This is a genomic window from Paracoccus zhejiangensis (assembly GCF_002847445.1).
Lineage (GTDB): Bacteria > Pseudomonadota > Alphaproteobacteria > Rhodobacterales > Rhodobacteraceae > Paracoccus > Paracoccus zhejiangensis.
The window spans coordinates 2,302,200-2,319,234 of the sequence record NZ_CP025430.1 but is presented as its reverse complement, the minus strand read 5'-3'; the positions used below and the strand labels follow the sequence as shown (position 1 = coordinate 2,319,234).

19 protein-coding genes and 1 pseudogene are annotated in these 17,035 nt (G+C 66.1%); 14 read left to right on the top strand and 6 right to left on the bottom strand.

The features are described from left to right. Window positions 1-30: 30 nt before the first annotated feature. From CX676_RS11235 to tldD, 3 genes are all read right to left on the bottom strand, one after another. Window positions 31-432, bottom strand: a complete 402-nt coding sequence (locus CX676_RS11235) for a VOC family protein (RefSeq protein WP_198590180.1) — start codon at window positions 430-432, stop codon at window positions 31-33. Between the two features lie 88 nt (window positions 433-520). Further along, entirely contained in the window at window positions 521-1,681 is a 1,161-nt protein-coding gene (dprA, locus tag CX676_RS11230; RefSeq protein ID WP_101752695.1) for a DNA-processing protein DprA, read from the bottom strand. An 84-nt stretch (window positions 1,682-1,765) separates the two neighbouring features. After that, complete coding sequence (gene tldD, locus CX676_RS11225) at window positions 1,766-3,187, bottom strand: metalloprotease TldD (RefSeq protein ID WP_101752694.1); 1,422 nt, start codon at window positions 3,185-3,187, stop codon at window positions 1,766-1,768. 170 nt (window positions 3,188-3,357) lie between these two features. On the opposite strand from tldD, the pseudogene coxB reads away from it, so the two are divergent. The 9 genes and pseudogenes from coxB to CX676_RS11180 form a co-directional block, all read left to right on the top strand. Next, a pseudogene (gene coxB, locus CX676_RS11220) lies at window positions 3,358-4,230 on the top strand (cytochrome c oxidase subunit II); the annotation flags it as partial. 167 nt (window positions 4,231-4,397) lie between these two features. Continuing rightward, the gene (cyoE, locus tag CX676_RS11215; RefSeq protein WP_101752692.1) at window positions 4,398-5,315 is read left to right on the top strand and encodes a heme o synthase; all 918 of its coding nucleotides are present in this window, start codon (window positions 4,398-4,400) and stop codon (window positions 5,313-5,315) included. Next, window positions 5,315-5,542, top strand: coding sequence for a hypothetical protein (locus tag CX676_RS11210; protein WP_101752691.1), 228 nt, complete (start codon window positions 5,315-5,317; stop codon window positions 5,540-5,542). The genes cyoE and CX676_RS11210 overlap by 1 nt, the downstream gene beginning before the upstream one ends. Continuing rightward, a complete protein-coding gene (locus CX676_RS11205) occupies window positions 5,539-6,102 on the top strand; it encodes a cytochrome c oxidase assembly protein (protein WP_101752690.1) in 564 nt (187 codons plus the stop codon). The genes CX676_RS11210 and CX676_RS11205 overlap by 4 nt, the downstream gene beginning before the upstream one ends. A 27-nt stretch (window positions 6,103-6,129) precedes the next feature. Next, a complete protein-coding gene (locus CX676_RS11200; RefSeq protein ID WP_101752689.1) occupies window positions 6,130-6,930 on the top strand; it encodes a cytochrome c oxidase subunit 3 in 801 nt (266 codons plus the stop codon). An 89-nt stretch (window positions 6,931-7,019) separates the two neighbouring features. Further along, a complete protein-coding gene (locus CX676_RS11195; protein ID WP_101752688.1) occupies window positions 7,020-7,691 on the top strand; it encodes an SURF1 family protein in 672 nt (223 codons plus the stop codon). A 10-nt stretch (window positions 7,692-7,701) separates the two neighbouring features. Beyond that, window positions 7,702-9,084 carry a threonine synthase gene (gene thrC, locus CX676_RS11190; protein WP_101752687.1) on the top strand — a complete coding sequence of 461 codons (1,383 nt, stop codon included), beginning with the start codon at window positions 7,702-7,704 and terminating at the stop codon, window positions 9,082-9,084. A gap of 65 nt (window positions 9,085-9,149) precedes the next feature. Beyond that, a complete protein-coding gene (locus CX676_RS11185; protein WP_101754279.1) occupies window positions 9,150-10,358 on the top strand; it encodes a M16 family metallopeptidase in 1,209 nt (402 codons plus the stop codon). Continuing rightward, on the top strand, window positions 10,358-10,939 hold the full coding sequence (locus tag CX676_RS11180) for a GNAT family N-acetyltransferase (RefSeq protein ID WP_101752686.1): 582 nt from the start codon (window positions 10,358-10,360) through the stop codon (window positions 10,937-10,939). Before CX676_RS11185 ends, CX676_RS11180 begins: the two co-directional genes overlap by 1 nt. Before the next feature lie 6 nt (window positions 10,940-10,945). Here the strand turns inward: CX676_RS11180 and CX676_RS11175 are convergent, their stop codons facing one another. Then, window positions 10,946-11,479 (bottom strand): adenine phosphoribosyltransferase, encoded by a 534-nt coding sequence (locus tag CX676_RS11175; protein ID WP_101752685.1) that lies wholly within the window; start codon window positions 11,477-11,479, stop codon window positions 10,946-10,948. Then, entirely contained in the window at window positions 11,476-12,078 is a 603-nt protein-coding gene (locus CX676_RS11170; RefSeq protein WP_101752684.1) for a flavin reductase family protein, read from the bottom strand. Before CX676_RS11170 ends, CX676_RS11175 begins: the two co-directional genes overlap by 4 nt. A gap of 147 nt (window positions 12,079-12,225) precedes the next feature. Here CX676_RS11170 and CX676_RS11165 point away from each other — a divergent pair, with 147 nt between their 5' ends. The 3 genes from CX676_RS11165 (at window position 12,226) to CX676_RS11155 (ending at window position 14,182) form a co-directional block, all read left to right on the top strand. Further along, window positions 12,226-12,741, top strand: coding sequence for a GNAT family N-acetyltransferase (locus CX676_RS11165; RefSeq protein ID WP_101752683.1), 516 nt, complete (start codon window positions 12,226-12,228; stop codon window positions 12,739-12,741). 61 nt (window positions 12,742-12,802) lie between these two features. Continuing rightward, complete coding sequence (locus CX676_RS11160) at window positions 12,803-13,597, top strand: EcsC family protein (protein ID WP_101752682.1); 795 nt, start codon at window positions 12,803-12,805, stop codon at window positions 13,595-13,597. 72 nt (window positions 13,598-13,669) lie between these two features. Then, window positions 13,670-14,182: an ABZJ_00895 family protein gene (locus CX676_RS11155; RefSeq protein WP_157935904.1), complete on the top strand. Its 513-nt coding sequence runs from the start codon at window positions 13,670-13,672 to the stop codon at window positions 14,180-14,182. Here the strand turns inward: CX676_RS11155 and CX676_RS11150 are convergent. Continuing rightward, a complete protein-coding gene (locus CX676_RS11150) occupies window positions 14,179-15,708 on the bottom strand; it encodes an ATP-dependent DNA helicase (protein ID WP_101752680.1) in 1,530 nt (509 codons plus the stop codon). The two genes, CX676_RS11155 and CX676_RS11150, sit on opposite strands and share 4 nt — an antisense overlap. Window positions 15,709-15,828: 120 nt before the next feature. Here CX676_RS11150 and CX676_RS11145 point away from each other — a divergent pair, with 120 nt between their 5' ends. Continuing rightward, the gene (locus CX676_RS11145) at window positions 15,829-16,035 is read left to right on the top strand and encodes a hypothetical protein (protein WP_101754278.1); all 207 of its coding nucleotides are present in this window, start codon (window positions 15,829-15,831) and stop codon (window positions 16,033-16,035) included. 56 nt (window positions 16,036-16,091) lie between these two features. Then, a complete protein-coding gene (locus CX676_RS11140) occupies window positions 16,092-16,961 on the top strand; it encodes a M48 family metallopeptidase (RefSeq protein WP_157935903.1) in 870 nt (289 codons plus the stop codon). Window positions 16,962-17,035: the final 74 nt, after the last annotated feature.

The window sequence follows — 17,035 nt, the reverse complement described above, 5'->3', positions numbered from 1 at the left end:
CCGGGAACATGGGCAGCCCGGCGGGCAGTGTCAACTGGCCCCGTCGCCACGGTCAGGATGGCCCAGTTCGACCAGGTTGCCATCCGGGTCGCGCAGATAGACCGAGAGGATCGGCCCGCTGGCCCCGGTCCGGGCGACCGGACCCTCCTCGATGGCGATGCCGGCGGAGCGCAGCGCCGCGAGGGTCTGGTCGGGGCGGTTCGCCAACAGGAAGCAGAGATCGGCCGAGCCGGGCAGGGGCGATCTGGCCTTGGGTTCGAACTCGTGCCCGGCGCGGTGCAGGTTGATCTTCTGGCTGCCGAAATGCAGCGGCGTCCGGCCCGCGCCGAAGGTGACGGCCCTCATGCCCAAGATACCGGAATAGAAGGCAATCGTGAGGTCGATGTCGCGAACGGTCAGCACCAGATAGTCCAGCCCGGTGATCTCGATCATCTTGCCCGCCCTCGCCGTTTCGCCCGTGACGCCGCAGGCAAACACGAAACGCGCCGGGGCAACAAGGGGAGGGCCTCAGCGGGAAGGGCTAGTTGCGTGCCAGCCGACCACCGGCCAGCCGTGTCAGCATCCCCTGCAGTTCCAGCGATAGGATGGCGCTGTTGGCAACCGAGGCCGGCACCCCAAGCCGCCGGATCAGGTCGTCCTCGTCGCTGGGGCTGGGCGAGAGCCAGTTCATGATCCGCGCCTCCAGACCGGCGGGACCGCCCGAATCACAGGCGCGGTTCGGCAAGGACGGGCGCGGCGTGACGGGTTTGGACTCCGGCAGTTCGAGTCGCGTCTTGCGCTCTGCCTCCGTCCCGAAACTCACGGCGATCACATCCGCCGCGCAGCGCACCAGCGCCGCGCCGTCGCGGATCAGTGCATTGCAGCCGGCGGCGCGGGCATCCATCGGGTGGCCGGGCACCGCCATCACCTCGCGCCCCTGATCGAGGGCATTCTTCGCGGTGATCAGGCTGCCGGAACGATGTGCCGCCTCGATCACCACCACCGCGCGCGAAAGGCCCGAAATGATGCGGTTGCGGGCGGGGAAATGGCGGGCCGCTGGTTCCACACCGGGCGCCTGTTCCGAAACCAGCGCGCCCATTTCGGCAATCTGGGCGGCCAAGATGGCGTTTTCGGCGGGATAGATCTGGTCGATCCCGCCCGCCATCACCGCGACCGTACCGGTGGGCAGCGCGGCGTTATGGGCGGCGGTGTCAATGCCGCGCGCCAGCCCCGCGACGACGCAATGCCCGGCCTCGCCAAGACCGGCCGCCATGCCCCGCGCCATGCGGAGGCCGAGGGACGAGGCGTTGCGCGCGCCGATCACGGCAAAGGGGTCGCCCTGCAGCCAGCGTGCATCGCCACGGATCCACAGGACCGGGGGGGCGCCGTCGATCTGGCGCAGGGCCGGGGGGTAATCGGGGTGATCGCAGCGCAGGAAGCGGGCACCGACCCGACGACCGGCGCGCAATTCGGCTTCGGCGGTGGCTTCGGGGCAGGTCTCGTAGCCCTCGAGACCGGCGCTGCGCGCAATCTCCGGCAGCGCGGCAAGGGCCGCCGCGACCGAGCCCTGTTCGGTGATCAGGCGGTGAAAGGTCGCCGGCCCGACGCGGCGAGAGCGGATGAGGCGAAGGAAGCTGAGATCGTCGTCCTTCGCGGTGGGTGGGGTGTTGGGGGTGTCGAAAGAAAACGGTCCAGTCGTCATTGCCGCCCTCGCCTCATCCTGACGTCAGGTCTAAGGGCGAAAGGTTAATAACTGGTTAGCGACTGGAAGGTTTTCCTGGCTGCCTCAGGCCGCCGAGCCGCCCACGGTCAACCCGCCGATCATCAGCGTCGGCTGGCCCACGCCGACCGGCACCCATTGGCCCTGCTTGCCGCAATTGCCCATGCCGGGGTCCAGCGCCATGTCATTGCCGATGGCCCGCACCTGCTGCAGTGCCGTGGCCCCGTCGCCGATCAGCGTGGCGCCGCGAATCGGATCGCCGACCACGCCGTTCTTCACCCGGTAGGCCTCGGTGCAGGAAAAGACGAACTTGCCATTGGTGATGTCGACCTGCCCGCCGCCGAAGCCCACGGCATAGATGCCGTCCTTGAGATCGGCGAGGATCGCCGCCGGGTCGGCCGTGCCGCCGGGCATGTAGGTATTGGTCATCCGCGGCATCGGCGCATGGGCAAAGCTCTCGCGCCGCCCATTGCCCGTGGGCGCAACGCCCATCAGCCGGGCGTTCTGGCGGTCCTGCATGTAGCCGACCAGAATGCCGTCCTCGATCAGCACGTTGCGGGCGGGGGCGGTGCCCTCGTCATCGACGCTGAGGCTGCCGCGACGGTCGGGAATGGTGCCGTCATCGACCACGGTCACGCCGGGCGCGGCGACTCGCTGGCCCATCAGCCCGGCAAAGGCGGAGTGGCCCTTACGGTTGAAATCGCCCTCGAGCCCATGGCCGACTGCCTCGTGCAACAGGATTCCGGGCCAGCCCGGAGCCAGCACAACATCCATTACCCCTGCAGGGGCGGGAACCGAGCGCAGGTTCACCAGCGCGATGCGCAATGCCTCGTCCACCAGCCCGCGCCAATGGGCCGGATCGACCAGCCCGCCGATGCCGATGCGCCCGCCGCCGCCGGCGCTGCCGGATTCGCGGCGGTCGTTGTTCTCGACGATGACTGCGACATTCAGTCGCGCCATCGGGCGGATGTCGGTGACCAGCCCGCCCTCGGGCCGCAGGATCGCGACTTCCTGCAGCGATGTGGCGATCGAGGCGCTGACCTGCACCACCCGCGGATCGGCGGCGCGGGCATAGGCGTCGATCTCGCGCAGGGTCTCGATCCGGACCGCGATGGGAATGTCGCCGGCCGGATCGATCGCCGCGTAAAGGTCGGGGCCACGCGGACCGGGGGCCTCGGCCGCGACGCCGCCGCCCTGACCCACCGCCAGCCGGGCGGTTTCGGCGGCGCGTTTCAGCGAGGCTTCGGAGATCTCGGTCGAATGGGCATAGCCGGTCACTTCGCCCCGGACGGCGCGCAGGCCAAAGCCCTGCTGGGCGGTATAGCCTGAATTCCTCAGCCGCCCGTCATCGAAGACCAGCGTCTCGGCGGTCGAGCGTTCCAGGAACAGCTCCCCGTCATCGGCGCCGGCCACCGCATCCTGCAGCACCCGCTGCGCCACCGCGCGGTCAATCTGTTCGTCGAACGGGGCAAAGGGCTTGCGGCTCATCGAAACGGTCCTTTCCGTCAGGAAAATTCACCCATTAGACGTTCCTACGTCTTGCCGGATGGGCTGAGATATGGTCATAGAACGGTCACTGAACAAGGAAAAGGGGCGGCTTGTGCGGCCTCTGACCCATGCGCGTCCGGCAGGCCGCGCCAAGGTAACGGGATGGGACGATGGCAAAAGCGATGATTCGCCGTGCAACCGCGGCAGTAACGGGGTTCGCGGCGAGTGGGTTGGCCGCCACGGCCGCCTTTGCGCAGGACAATCTGGGCGATCTGCCGGTGATCGGCAAACCGCATGCGCGCGGTATCAACTTCCAGGAGGCGGTGACCGAGATCGCGCACCAGCAGCAATGGCTGGACCATTTCGTGCTGATCATCATCACCGCCGTGACGATTTTCGTCTGCGCGCTGCTGCTGATCGTGATCCTGCGCTATAACAGCCGCGCCAACCCGGTTCCGGCGAAATTCACCCACAACACCCCGATCGAGATTGCCTGGACCATCGTGCCGGTGCTGATCCTGATCGCCATCGGTGTGTTCTCGCTGCCGCGCCTGTTCTATTCGCAGGAAATGCCGGCCAATCCCGACCTGGTCATCAAGGCCATCGGCAACCAGTGGTACTGGTCCTATGAATACCCGGATAACGGTCTCAGCTTCGACGGCATCATGCTGGCGAAAGAGGAACTGGCCGAATACGGCTATGCTGAGGATGAATACCTGCTGGCCACCGATACCTCGGTCGTCGTGCCGGTGGGCAAGGACGTGCTGGTGCAGGTCACCGCGAATGACGTGATCCATGCCTGGACCGTTCCGGCCTTTGCCGTGAAGCAGGACGCGGTGCCGGGCCGCATCGCCCAGCTGTGGTTCAATGTCGAGAAAGAGGGCGTCTATTTCGGCCAGTGCAGCGAGCTGTGCGGCATCAACCACGCCTATATGCCGATCGTGGTGAAGGCCGTCAGCCAAGAGAAATTCGACGCCTGGGTGGTCGAGCAGGGCGGCACGCTGGGTGAGGAAGAGGCCGTGGCCGAGGCCGAGGTTCCGGCCGGCGCCGCCGCTGCCGCCGAAGTTCCGGCTGAAGCCGCTGCCGAGCCGGCCGCTGAAGAAGCTGCTGCCGAAGAACCGGCTGCTGCTGAGCCCGTCGCTGCCGGGCCTGCAGCCGAAGAACCCGCTGCCGAGGGCGAAGCTGCCCCGGCCAGCAACTGATCGGGCCGATGGCGGATATTCACGCATATGAAGGTGCCCCCGAGGCCGAGTTTGGCGATTATGTCGCGCTCCTGAAGCCCCGGGTCATGTCGCTGGTGGTGTTCACGGCCTTTGTCGGGCTGTGGATCGCGCCGGTCGATGTGCATCCCTTTGTCGCCTTCTGCGCGGTGCTGTTCATCGCGCTGGGGGGCGGTGCCTCGGGCGCGCTGAACATGTGGTATGACGCCGATATCGACGCGGTGATGCGTCGGACGCAAAGCCGGCCGATCCCCTCGGGCCGGGTCGCCCCCGGCGAGGCGCTGGCGGTCGGTCTGGCGCTGTCGGGCATTGCCGTGATGATGCTGGGACTGGTGGCCAACTGGTTCGCCGCCGCCTTCCTCGCCTTCACCATCTTCTTCTATGCCGTGGTCTATACCGTCTGGCTGAAACGCTCGACCCCGCAGAACATCGTCATCGGTGGAGCTGCCGGGGCCTTCCCGCCGATGATCGGATGGGCCTGCGCCACCGGCGGCATCAGCATCGAATCGCTTCTGATGTTCGCGCTGATCTTCGTCTGGACGCCGCCGCATTTCTGGGCGCTGGCGCTGTTCATGAAGGAGGATTACCACAAGGCCGGCGTGCCGATGCTGACGGTCACCCATGGCCGCCCGGCGACCCGCCGCCATATCTTCGCCTATACGCTGGTGCTGGCACCCTTCGCGATCTGGCTGGGGCTGACCTCGGTCGGCGGACCGGTCTATCTGGCGGTCTCGGTCGTGCTGAACGCGCTGTTCATCCTTGGCGGCTGGCGCATCCTCCGCCGCGACGAGGCAGCGGCAGAGGGTGACCACTACGCGGTCGAGAAGCGCTTCTTCAAACTGTCGCTGATCTATCTGTTCCTGCATTTCCTCGCGCTTCTGGTGCAGCGCGGAATGGGAGCGTGGTGATGGGCCTTGCCAACGAACACGAGATCTTCCGCCGCCGCCGCTCGCGCAATGTCGGGCTGGGGCTGGTTCTGGTCGCCTTTGTCGTGCTGGTCTTTGGCCTGACGGTGGTGAAGGTCCAGCAGGGCGACATGATGGAAGGCTTCGACCACCAGCCGCGCGTGTCGGTGCTGCCGCCTGAACCGGCACCAGCTGCCGAGGCGCCTGCCGCAGCGGAGGCCAGCCAATGAGCCCCGAAAAGCGCACGGTCAGCTGGCTTCTGGGCGTCGTCGTCCTGATGGGCGCGCTGTCCTGGGCGGCGGTGCCCTTCTATAACTGGTTCTGCAAGGTGACCGGCTATGGCGGCACCACGCAGGTGGCCGAGCAGCCCTCGGATCACGAGATCGACGAGGTGGTGCGGGTCCGCTTTGACGCCAATGTCGACAAGAATCTCGACTGGTCCTTCAAGCCGATGCAGAACCGCATGGACCTGAAGATCGGCGAGAATGCCCTGGCCTTCTACGAGGCGGTGAACACCTCGGACGAGCCGATCACCGGCACGGCCAGCTTCAACGTCGCGCCGGAAGTGGCGGGCTATTACTTCATCAAGGTGGAATGCTTCTGCTTCACCGAGCAGACGCTGCAGCCGGGCGAAAGCATCGAGATGCCGGTCAGCTTCTATGTCGACCCGGAGCTGGTGAACGACCGCGATGCAAAATGGGTGCGGGACATTACCCTGTCCTATACCTTCCACAGAACAGAACCCAAGCAGGCCGCGCTGGACGAAGATCCGGCCAAGGCCGTCAATTGACGAAAACGAGGAACGACGGGGCTCATCATGGCGCACGCTAAGAACCACGACTATCACATCCTGAAGCCGTCGATCTGGCCGTTCATCGGTGCAGTCTCGGCCTTCATCATGCTGTTCGGCGGCGTCATGTGGATGCAGGACCACGGGCCCTGGATGTTCCTGATCGGCCTCGTCGGCGTGCTTTACGTCATGTTCAGCTGGTGGACCGAGGTGGTCCATGAGGGGCAGGAAGGTGACCACACCCCGGTCGTCCGCATCGGCCTGCAATACGGCTTCATCCTGTTCATCATGTCCGAGGTGATGTTCTTCGTCGCCTGGTTCTGGGCCTTCTTCAAGAACGCGCTTTACCCGATGGGGCCGATGAGCCCGATCAAGGACGGCGTCTGGCCGCCGGAAGGCATCGTCACCTTCGACCCCTGGCACCTGCCGCTGATCAACACGCTGATCCTGCTCTTGTCGGGCGTCGCGGTGACCTGGGCGCACCATGCCTTCGTCCACGACAATGACCGCAAGACCACCATCAACGGGCTGATCGTCGCGGTCATCCTTGGCCTCTGCTTCACCGCGCTGCAGGCCTATGAATACAGCCACGCCGCCTTTGGCCTGTCGGGCAACGTCTACGGCGCGGTCTTCTACATGGCGACCGGCTTCCACGGCTTCCACGTGGTCATCGGGACCATCTTCCTGATCGTCTGCCTCGTGCGTTTCATGCGTGGCCAGATGACCCAGGACAACCATGTCGGCTTCGAGGCCGCCGCCTGGTACTGGCACTTCGTCGACGTGGTCTGGCTGTTCCTGTTCTTTGCGGTCTATATCTGGGGCCGCTGAACCCGACCCGATCTCAAGAACGACGCGCGGGGGCAGTTTCCCGCGCGTTTTTCGTTTCACACCTCCCTGTTGCCCGAAAGACCACTGCCATGCGCCGGATCATCGTTCCCCTGCTTTTCGGCCTGATCGGCTGCGCCATCCTGATAGGGCTAGGTGTCTGGCAGCTGCAGCGCATGGGCTGGAAAGAGGCGATGCTAGACGAGATCCAGTCGAGCATCGAGGCCGCACCTGTGCCCTTGCCCGCAGCTGTCGATCCGTCGATGAAATACCTGCCGGTCACCGTCAGCGGCACCACGACGGGCGAAGAGATCGACGTGCTCTCGGGCACCAAGGAGCAGGGCGGCGGTTACCAGATCGTTTCGGGCTTCGTCACCGATGACGGCCGGCGTATCCTGGTCGATCGCGGCTTTGTCCCACAGGAAGACCGCCATGCACAGCGTCCGCCCGTGCATCTGAACATCACCGGCAACCTGCACTGGCCTGCCGAGAAGGGGTCGTCCACGCCCGACCCGAACCTGTCGGAAAACATCTGGTTCGCCCGCGACGTGCCGGCGATGGCCGCGCAGCTGGAAACCGATCCGATCCTTGTCGTCGCCAGCTTTGTCGAGGGCGATGCGCAGGGCGTCGAACCGATCCCCGTCGCCATCGAGGGCATCCCCAACAACCACCTCTCCTATGCCGTCCAATGGTTCATGATCGCGGCGGTCTGGGCAGGGATGACAGTGGCTTTGATCTGGCGTATCAGGCAGCGCACATATTGAAGGAAAGCCGATGCGTTACGTCTCGACGCGGGGAGAGGCCCCGGTTCTGAACTTCGAACAGGCGATGCTGACCGGCCTTGCCCGTGACGGCGGGCTGTATCTGCCCGAGACGATCCCGGCGCTTTCCGATATCGGCGCGCTGGAGGGCCTTAGCTACGAGGACGCCGCCTTCCGGGTGCTGAAACCCTTCACCGGCGACAGTTTTTCGGATGACGAGCTGAAGGGTGCCATCGCCCGCGCCTATGGAAGTTTCGGCCATGTCGCCCGCGCCCCGCTGGTGCAGCTGGCGCCGGGGCATCACCTGCTGGAGCTGTTCCACGGCCCGACGCTGGCCTTCAAGGATTTCGCGATGCAGCTGATCGGTCAGCTGTTCCAGATCGCGCTGGCGCGGTCGGGCCAGCGGATCACCATCGTCGGCGCGACCTCGGGCGATACCGGCAGCGCGGCGATCGAGGCCTTCCGCGGCCTCCCGAATGTCGATGTCTTCATCCTCTATCCGCATGGCCGCGTCTCGGAGGTGCAGCGCCGTCAGATGACAACGCCGGCCGAGGCCAATGTCCACGCACTGGCGATCGACGGGCATTTCGACGATGCGCAGGCGCGGCTGAAGGATCTGTTCAACGATCACGGCTTCCGCGATCAGGTGGGGCTGGCGGGCGTCAACTCGATCAACTGGGGCCGGGTGCTGGCACAGATCGTCTATTACGTCACCTCGGCGGTCAGCCTTGGCGCGCCGCATCGCGAGGTGGATTTCACCGTTCCGACTGGCAATTTCGGCGACATCTTCGCCGGCTCCATCGCCCGGGCCATGGGCGTGCCGATCCGCCGGCTGGTGGTGGCGACGAACCAGAACGACATTCTGCACCGCGCGCTGACCACCGGCGAATACCGCATGGGCGAGGTTCACCCCTCGATCAGCCCCAGCATGGACATCCAGATCAGCTCGAACTTCGAACGCGCGCTGTACCTGGCCTATGGTGGCGATGCCGGTGCGATCCGACAGCTGATGGACGAGCTGAAGACCGGCGGCTTCACCATCAGCCAGGGCGCGCTGCAATCGCTGCGCGAACAGTACGCCTCGGGCCGCGTCTCGGAGGCGGAGACCACCGAGACCATCCAGACGATCCGCGCCGAGACCGGAGAGATCATCTGCCCGCATACCGCCGTGGGCGTGAAGGTCGCGCGCGAGCATCTCGAGCCCGGCGTGCCGATGATCACGCTCGCCACCGCCCATCCGGCCAAGTTTCCCGATGCGGTCGAGGCCGCTGTCGGGGTCCGTCCGGCACTTCCCTTGCACATGGCGCAACTTTTCGACTTGCCCGAGAGGGTCACCCGGGTTGAAAACGACAATGAGGCGCTTAAATCGCTGATCCTTGAACGGAGAACAGCTTGACCCAGACCGATCCCCATCTGCGCATTTCCTCGCTTCCCAACGGCTTGCGCGTCGTCACCCGGCTGATGCCGGGCCTGCATTCGGCCGCCATCGGGGTCTGGGTCAGCGCGGGCGGGCGGGACGAGCGGGTCGAGCAGAACGGCATCGCGCATTTTCTGGAGCATATGGCCTTCAAGGGCACGCAGCGCCGCACGGCGGTGCAGATCGCCGAGGCGATCGAGGATGTGGGCGGCTTCATCAACGCCTATACCTCGCGCGATGTGACCGCCTATTACGCCCGCGTGCTGCAATCGGATGTCGATCTGGCTTTTGACGTAATCTCGGACATCGTCTTGAACCCGATCTTCGATCCGCGCGAGATCGAGGTCGAGCGTGGGGTGATCCTGCAAGAGATCGGCCAGGCGCTGGATACGCCCGACGATGTGATCTTCGACTGGCTGCAAGAGGCCGCCTATCCCGATCAGGCCATCGGCCGCACCATCCTTGGCCCCGCCGAGCGCGTCAGCTCCTTCTCCCGCGCCGACCTGTCGGGTTTCGTGGCCGAGCATTATGGCCCCGGCCAGATCATCGTCGCGGCCTCGGGCGCCGTGGATCACGACCGCATCATGCGGCTGGCCGAGGCGACCTTTGGCCATCTCGCCCCGCGTCCCTCGGGCGTCCGCGATCCGGCCCGCTGGTCGGGGATCGAGGCGCGGCATCTGAAGGGGCTTGAACAGGCGCATTTCGCACTAGCGCTGGAAGGGCCGGGCTATCGTTCGGATGATTTCTACGCGGCGCAGATCTTTTCCAGCGCGCTTGGCGGCGGCATGTCCTCGCGCCTTTTCCAGAAGATCCGGGAAGAACGCGGCCTCTGCTATACCATCTTCGCGCAATCCGGCTTCCACGATGATACCGGCATGCTGACCATCTATGCCGGCACCGGGGCCGAGGATATCGCCGATCTGGCTAATCTGACCGCCGACGAGATCCGCCGCGCCGCCGATGGGCTCAGCGATGCCGAGATCGCCCGCGCCAAGGCGCAATTGCGCGCCGGGCTACTGATGGGGCTGGAAAGCCCGTCGAACCAGACCGAACGTCTGGCGCGGACCTTGGCGATCTGGGGCCGGGTGCCGGACGCCGCCGAGGTGGCCGACCGCATTGCCGCCGTGACCGCCGCGCAGATCCGCGACCATGCGCAGCGCCTGCTGACGAATGCCCGCCCGGCGCTGGCGCTTTATGGCCCGGTCGATGCGGCGCCCTCGCGCGAGGCCTTGGCCGAAAGGCTTGCCGCCTGATGTTCCTGCGCCGCCGTCCGGTCCGTCTGGAATCCGAACGGATCGTTCTGCGATTGCCGGCGCATTCGGATTTCAGTGCCTGGACGGCGCTGCGTCAGGAGAGCCGCGATTTCCTGACGCCTTGGGAGCCGGTCTGGGCTGCCGACCACCTGACCCGTAAAAGCTTCACCAACCGGGTCTACTGGGCGCAGCGCGCCAGCCGGGGCGGCACCTCGCTGCCGCTTTTCGTGCTGCGCCGTGACGGGCTGCTCTTGGGGGCGATCACGCTCGACAATATCCGGCGCGGCCCGGCGCAGATGGGCACCATCGGTTACTGGATCGGCCAGCCCTTCGCCCGTCAGGGCTACATGCGCGAGGCGATCAAGGCGCTGGTTCATCACGCCTTCACCGAACTGGACCTGAGCCGGATAGAAGCCGCCTGCCTGCCCGAGAATGCCGCCTCACGCGGGGTGCTGGAACAGGCCGGCTTCAAATACGAGGGCGTCGCCCAAAGTTACCTGCAGATCAACGGCCGCTGGCGCAACCATGTGCTTTACGCCAACCTTCGCAGCGATCGCCGGGGCCGCACCGAGGTGCGCTGAGGCCCGTCACTCCCCGTCGAATTCGGCCAGGGTGTGGACCTCCATCCCCAGACCTTCCAGCCGCTTGCGGCCACCCAGTTCCGGCAGGTCGATGACGAAGGCACAGCCGATCACCTCGGCGCCGAGCCGGTGACAGAGCTTGATCCCGGCCTCGGCGGTGCCGCCGGTGGCCAGAAGGTCATCGACGATCAGCACCCGCTCGCCCGGTTTCAGCGCGTCGTCATGGACCTCCATCACCGCCTCGCCATATTCCAGCTGATAGGCCTCGGAAATGACGGCGCCGGGCAGCTTGCCCTTCTTGCGGATCGGGACGAAGCCGGTCGACAACTGATGCGCCACCGCGCCGCCGAGGATAAAGCCCCGCGCCTCGAGCCCGACCACCTTGTCGATCGGCCGGCCGGCATAGGGGTTAAGAAGCTGGTCGATGGCCATGCGAAAGCCGCGGGCATCGGCAAAAAGCGTGGTCACATCGCGGAACATGATCCCCTCATGGGGGAAATCGACGATGGTGCGGATGTAATCCTTGACCGTCTTCGTCATGCCGGACGGTCCATCTCGAAGAGATCGGTCACCGCGCTGTAATCCTTGTAGCCAAGTCGGGACAGCCAGCCGCCGGCCGCGCGCGGGTCAAAGCGGCCATCGATGATGCAATCGTCGCGCAGATGCACGCCGACCACCACGCCGAAGACGGCGAAGTTCGACTTGCCGGCCAGCGGCACGATCCGGGTCATCCGGCATTCCAGCGATGCCACCGCATCGGCGACGCGCGGGCAGTCGATGGTCTCGCATTGGGCCGAGGGGATGCCGGCGCGCTCGAACTCGCTGGTCCCTGCGGGCAGAGGCGCGGATGAGGCATTCACACGGTCGCGGTCGGCACCGCTGGCGATATTGACGCAGAACACCCCGGTCTCGGTGATCTGCGCGACGCTGTCCTTGGTGCCGTTGCGGTCGGGCTTGGAATTGGTCGAGGAGAACATCACCTGCGGCGGCACATAGGCCACGGCGTTGAAGAAGGAATAGGGGGCGAGGTTGTCGCCCAGTGACCCACGGGTCGAGATCCAGCCGATGGGCCGGGGCGCGACGATGGCGTTGAAGGGATTGTGCGGCAGGCCGTGCCCGGCCTCGGGGTGATAGAACATGCTGGGCGCTCCTGACAGTCGGGCCACAGTGCCACTGCTTTGGCGGCGCTGCAATATTTCGTGCGGAAGTCGCGACGGCGGCGGTTGAGGGTTCAGCCTTCCCGCATGGCGTGCTAAGCCGCGACGGCAGAGCGATGAACAGGTGCAATGTACGCGATCCAGCCGGAAACCCCTGCCGATTACCACGAGGTCGAGGCGCTGTATGACCTGTGCTTCGCGCCGGGGCGGACGGCGCTGTCCTCGTATCGGCTGCGCGATGGGGTGCCGCCGGTTGCCAACCTTTGCCTGCTCTACCGCAATCCAGATGGTGTGCTGCAGGCGGCCATCCGCTATTGGCCGGTGCGGGTCGGCGGGCGCAAGGCGCTGCTGCTGGGGCCGATTGCCGTGCACCCGACCGCGCAGGGCGAGGGGCTGGGCGCGCTTCTGATGCTGCAAAGTCTCGAATATGCGGCCATTGCCGGCTGGTCGCGGGTGATGCTGGTGGGCGATGCGCCCTATTACGCGCGCTTTGGTTTCAGCAAGCTCGAGGGGGTGGTGATGCCGCCGCCGACCAACCCCGACCGGGTGCTGGGGCTGGAACTTTGGGACGACGCCTGGGTTGATGTCCGGGGGCCGGTCACGCGCGAGGATGGCCCGAAAGACGAGGCCGGACTAGCAGAGTAACCGAAGCGCCCCCATATCTAGCTTGGCCCTGCCGGGCCTGTGACATGGGGAAAGGTGCTTGATGACCGCATTGCAGCAACATGTTCTGCCGCCGATCAACGACCCCTCGATTCATGCCGAGGTGGACCGTCTGGCGCGTCGCTATGTCGATGCGGGCGGGCTGGGCATGGATCTTCTGAACACCATCGGCACCAGCGCCGAAAGCCTGATCGAGCGCCTGCCAAGCCCGATCCGCAGCCGCATGGACAAGATCACCCGCAACGCGCTGAACCGTGCCTTTGACGCCGCCGGCAGCTCGCGCCGGCTGGTTCGGGACCGGGGCGACTGGTTCAATCGGCTGGTCAGCACGGCCTCGGGTGCGGCGGGCGGCGTTGCCGGCCTGCCGGGCGCGGTGGTGGAACTGCCCTTCACCATCACCATGTTCCTGCGGGGGATGCTGGAGATCGCGGTCGAGCACGGCTTTGACGCCGAGAGCGACGAGGTGCGGATGGAATGCCTGCGCATCTTCGCCGCCGGCGGCCCGATGGCCGAGGATGACGGCGCCGATCTGGGCCTGCTGGCCGCGCGGCTGTCGATCACCGGCCAGACCGTGCAGGGCCTGATCGCCCGCGTCGCGCCGCGCTTTGCGACCGTGCTGGGCCAGAAGCTGGCGGCGCAGGCGACGCCGATCTTTGGCGCGGTCGCTGGCGCCTCGATCAACTACACCTTCTCGCGCTATTATCAGGAACTGGCGCGGGTCCATTTCGGGCTGATGCGCCTGTCGCGTGAGACCGGCCTGCCCAAGGAGGCGCTGATCGAGGCGCTGCGGCTGTCGATCGAGCGGATCGACAAGCGCAAGCGACTGCGCCGCGCTTGATGGGGCCGACGACGCTAGCGCCTCGTCCTCAATTCGCTTAGACGCAGGCCGGAGCCGCTTGGGAGGTGCAACATGACCAACGAGACAGCGCCTCGCGCCAGCATGGTCCGGCTGCTTGTGGTCTATTTCCTGTCGGCGATCTTTACCACGACGCTGCTCTTGGTCCTGGTCTGGGCGCTGGCAACCTATGCCTCGGTCGATTACCCGGTCGGCATCCTGCTTGTCCTTGTCCCGATGCTCGCTGCGATGCAGGCGGGAGGCAGCTATTTCCGGCAGACCGGGCAGGCGGCCAGTTTCAGCCATGCCTTCAGCTTCGGAATGATTGCCACTCTTCTGGTGCTGATGCTAGTCATCGTCGCGTTTCAGGCGGGTCTGCTGGACGGGATGCTGCGCCAGATCGACCCCGCCGCCTTCGACCAGCGTGCGCTCGGCCGGATCTTGATGCCGCTTCTGGCGGTGCTGGCCGGGGTCACGCTGTTCAGCAATGTCATGCTGTTCTGGGCCGGGGCCCGCAGCCAGTGGAAGCAGCGCGAACGCCAGAACCGCATCGCAACAAGACGGGCGGGGAAGGGCGACCCGGGCTAGGTCGCGTCGGCGTCCTGCACCTCAAGGGCGATGGGCGCCGGTGGCTGGTCGAGATCGCCTGTGGTCAGCGCGCCCGAGGGCCGGGCAAGGCGCGAGCGGGTGATCCAGTGCAGCCGCTCCTGCGCCCGGGTGATGGCGACATAGGTGAGGCGCTTCCACAGCGGGATCCCGGCCTCGGTCCGGTTCGACCATGCGGCGGCGCTGATATCGGGGGCAAAGACCTGCACATCGGGCCATTGGCTGCCCTGCGCCTTGTGAATGGTCACCGCCGCCCCATGCAGGAAGGCCGCGCCCATGCGGGCGGCGGAGGGGATGAAGGGTTCCTCGATATCGGGCATTTCGATCTTGATGATCGAGGCGGCGGACAGCCGCGGTTCCTCGGCGCCGATGACATGAAGGCGCGAGAAGCCGGGCTTGTTGCCGGGGCCGAGATAGACCACCTGCGCCCCCTTGATCAGCCCGCGTGCCTCAAGGTCGATGCGCTTCTTGCGATGCTTCAGCGGCAGTTCCAGCCCGTCGCAGATCAAGGGCTCGCCCGGCAACAGCGCGTCGCCCGGCGCGCCGTAAGCCATGCGGAAGGCATGGATCAGCCGGATGCGGGTTGCGTTGCGCCAGACCAGCACCGGGCTGCGCGCCATCAGGTCGCTTTCCACCCGCTCGGCCCAGATGACGCGCGGATCGCGGGCGGCGGCCTCGCGCACCATGCGCTCGAAGGCGGGGAAATCGACGCTCTCGTCGGAGAGCGCATGGGCCAGGTCGAGGATCGGGCTGTCATCGGCCTGCCGGTGGATGCGGTTCAGGATCAATTTCTGCGACGCGGCCAGCCGGTCAAAGACCATCTCGCCCGATTGCCCGACCGGGGCCAGCTGGGCCGGATCGCCGAAGAGGACCAGCGTTGGAAAGATTTCCCGCAAATCCTCGAACTGGCGTTCGTCCAGCATCGAGCTTTCATCGACAAGGCCGATATCCAGCCCGTCCTCGCGCCGTTTCCAGCCCTTGATGAAATCCGAGCCACGCAGCCCCGCCGCCGCCAGCGCGCCGGGGATCGAGGCGTGCTGGTCATAGAAGGCCTTGGCCCGGTCCAGCGCCGCATCGGTCAGCCCCTCGACCGAGGGGCGGTCGCCCGTGCCAGCCAGCCAGTCGGCGATCTTCTCGTATTCCGGGTCATAAACCGGGGTATAGAGGATGCGGTGAATGGTGGTCGCCGGAACGCCCCTTGTTCGCAGGACGAAGGCGGCCTTGTTCGTCGGCGCAAGGATGGCCACGGTGCGCCGTTCCTTGCGCTTGCGGCCCTCGTAATCGCCGCTGATCACCTCGACCCCGGCCTCGCGCAGCGCGCGGGTCATCTCGGACAGCAGCAGGGTCTTGCCCGAGCCGGCCTTGCCGATCACCGCCATCACCCGGCCCTTGCCGGGCTGGGGCGGCTGGATCTCTTCGGCGGTCAGGTCGATGCCGGCCAGGGCGAAGGTTTCCGCCAGGCTGTCCCAGGCTTCGGCCTGATCGGGGGAAAGGGTGGGCAGGGTCATGGCCCCTGATAGCCCGGCGGCAGGGGAAAGCGAAGAGTGCTGCAACTTTTCGACGCCGGCGCGCGTGTCATGTATCATGGGCAAGGGCGGGACCACCCAACCCGCAGCGGAGGCGCCGCGATGATCGAGCTGTTCTTCATCACCTGTCTGGCCGATGCGCCGGATGTCTGCCAGCCCCACAGCCTGCTGTTCGAAGAGCAGAACGGGCTGTTCACCTGCATGTTGCAGGGCCAGAACGAGTTGGCGCGATGGGTCGAGGCGCATCCCAAGGACCGGGTGCGGGAATGGAAGTGCCGCGTGGCCGGGCAGGACCAGCGCAAGACTTGACCGACGCGGGTCGCCGCCCTAGCGATGGGCGGGCTGGTCTGTTCTCAGGTGGTTCCATGTGCGCGCATCCCTCGCCCTCCGAAACCGATTTCCGCCGCTTCCGCCATCGGTGGGAAATGCCGATGATCTGGATTTCGGGGCTGATCACGCTGATCGGCTTCACCGGCGCGCTGACGGTGCTGATGGTCGATGCCGAGACGGTCCTGACCCCGGCACTGGGCGAGGAGGACGCGGCGGCGCTGGTCGATACCGCCTCGCTTCTCATCCTCCTGCCGCTGGCACCGCTGATCTTCTATGCCTATCGCTTCTACATGGCGGCCGGGGCGCGGGCCAATGCGATCCTTGTGGGACCTGCGCAATTCCCCGAGCTTCATGCGCTCTATCGGGATCTGGCGCAGCGGCTGGACATGCCGAACCCGCCCCGGCTGTACCTGACCAATGGCAATGGCGTGGTGAATGCCTATGCGCTCGAATGCAACCGGCGCTATCGCTATGTCGTCATCCATGCCGAGATTGCCTTGTTGCTGCCGATGGCGCCCGATGTGGTCGAGTTCGTGCTGGCGCATGAACTGGCCCATCACAAGCTGCGCCATGTCTCGCTGTGGCGGCTGGTGATCGGTGTGGTCCCGAATTTCCTGCTGCTGCCCGGCATCACCACCACCCGGGCGCAGGAATATTCCGCCGACCGGGTGGCGCTGGCCGTCTGCCCGAACCATGCCGCTGCGGTGCGTCTGCTCGCCGTCGGGCCGTGGATGGCCGATGGCGTGAACCCCGAGGCCTGGGCCGCGCAATGCGAGGCCGAACACCGCGAATGGCTGATCCGGCTTACCAACGGGCTTTCCAGCCATGCCGTCATGGTCAAACGCTTCAAGGCGCTGCGCGATATCGAACGCGACGGCTTTTCCCGTCAGGGCGAGATGTTCTGATCCGGGCGGTCCGGGCTGGCGCACCCCCGCCAGTCATGGCACAGGGCGGCCCCACGTTGAGGCTGCGCGAATCA

Excerpts from the sequence above, each read along its gene's own strand:
- CX676_RS11170 (WP_101752684.1), bottom strand. The coding sequence starts at position 12,078 with ATGTTCTATCACCCCGAGGCCGGGCACGGCCTGCCGCACAATCCCTTC.
- CX676_RS11195 (WP_101752688.1), top strand. The coding sequence starts at position 7,020 with ATGCGCCGGATCATCGTTCCCCTGCTTTTCGGCCTGATCGGCTGCGCC.
- CX676_RS11235 (WP_198590180.1), bottom strand. The coding sequence starts at position 432 with ATGATCGAGATCACCGGGCTGGACTATCTGGTGCTGACCGTTCGCGAC.
- cyoE (WP_101752692.1), top strand. The coding sequence starts at position 4,398 with ATGGCGGATATTCACGCATATGAAGGTGCCCCCGAGGCCGAGTTTGGC.
- CX676_RS11185 (WP_101754279.1), top strand. The coding sequence starts at position 9,150 with ATGCCGGGCCTGCATTCGGCCGCCATCGGGGTCTGGGTCAGCGCGGGC.
- thrC (WP_101752687.1), top strand. The coding sequence starts at position 7,702 with ATGCGTTACGTCTCGACGCGGGGAGAGGCCCCGGTTCTGAACTTCGAA.
- CX676_RS11165 (WP_101752683.1), top strand. The coding sequence starts at position 12,226 with ATGTACGCGATCCAGCCGGAAACCCCTGCCGATTACCACGAGGTCGAG.
- tldD (WP_101752694.1), bottom strand. The coding sequence starts at position 3,187 with ATGAGCCGCAAGCCCTTTGCCCCGTTCGACGAACAGATTGACCGCGCG.
- CX676_RS11210 (WP_101752691.1), top strand. The coding sequence starts at position 5,315 with ATGGGCCTTGCCAACGAACACGAGATCTTCCGCCGCCGCCGCTCGCGC.
- CX676_RS11140 (WP_157935903.1), top strand. The coding sequence starts at position 16,092 with ATGTGCGCGCATCCCTCGCCCTCCGAAACCGATTTCCGCCGCTTCCGC.
- CX676_RS11205 (WP_101752690.1), top strand. The coding sequence starts at position 5,539 with ATGAGCCCCGAAAAGCGCACGGTCAGCTGGCTTCTGGGCGTCGTCGTC.
- CX676_RS11160 (WP_101752682.1), top strand. The coding sequence starts at position 12,803 with ATGACCGCATTGCAGCAACATGTTCTGCCGCCGATCAACGACCCCTCG.
- CX676_RS11175 (WP_101752685.1), bottom strand. The coding sequence starts at position 11,479 with ATGACGAAGACGGTCAAGGATTACATCCGCACCATCGTCGATTTCCCC.
- CX676_RS11145 (WP_101754278.1), top strand. The coding sequence starts at position 15,829 with ATGATCGAGCTGTTCTTCATCACCTGTCTGGCCGATGCGCCGGATGTC.
- CX676_RS11150 (WP_101752680.1), bottom strand. The coding sequence starts at position 15,708 with ATGACCCTGCCCACCCTTTCCCCCGATCAGGCCGAAGCCTGGGACAGC.
- CX676_RS11200 (WP_101752689.1), top strand. The coding sequence starts at position 6,130 with ATGGCGCACGCTAAGAACCACGACTATCACATCCTGAAGCCGTCGATC.
- CX676_RS11155 (WP_157935904.1), top strand. The coding sequence starts at position 13,670 with ATGACCAACGAGACAGCGCCTCGCGCCAGCATGGTCCGGCTGCTTGTG.
- dprA (WP_101752695.1), bottom strand. The coding sequence starts at position 1,681 with ATGACGACTGGACCGTTTTCTTTCGACACCCCCAACACCCCACCCACC.
- CX676_RS11180 (WP_101752686.1), top strand. The coding sequence starts at position 10,358 with ATGTTCCTGCGCCGCCGTCCGGTCCGTCTGGAATCCGAACGGATCGTT.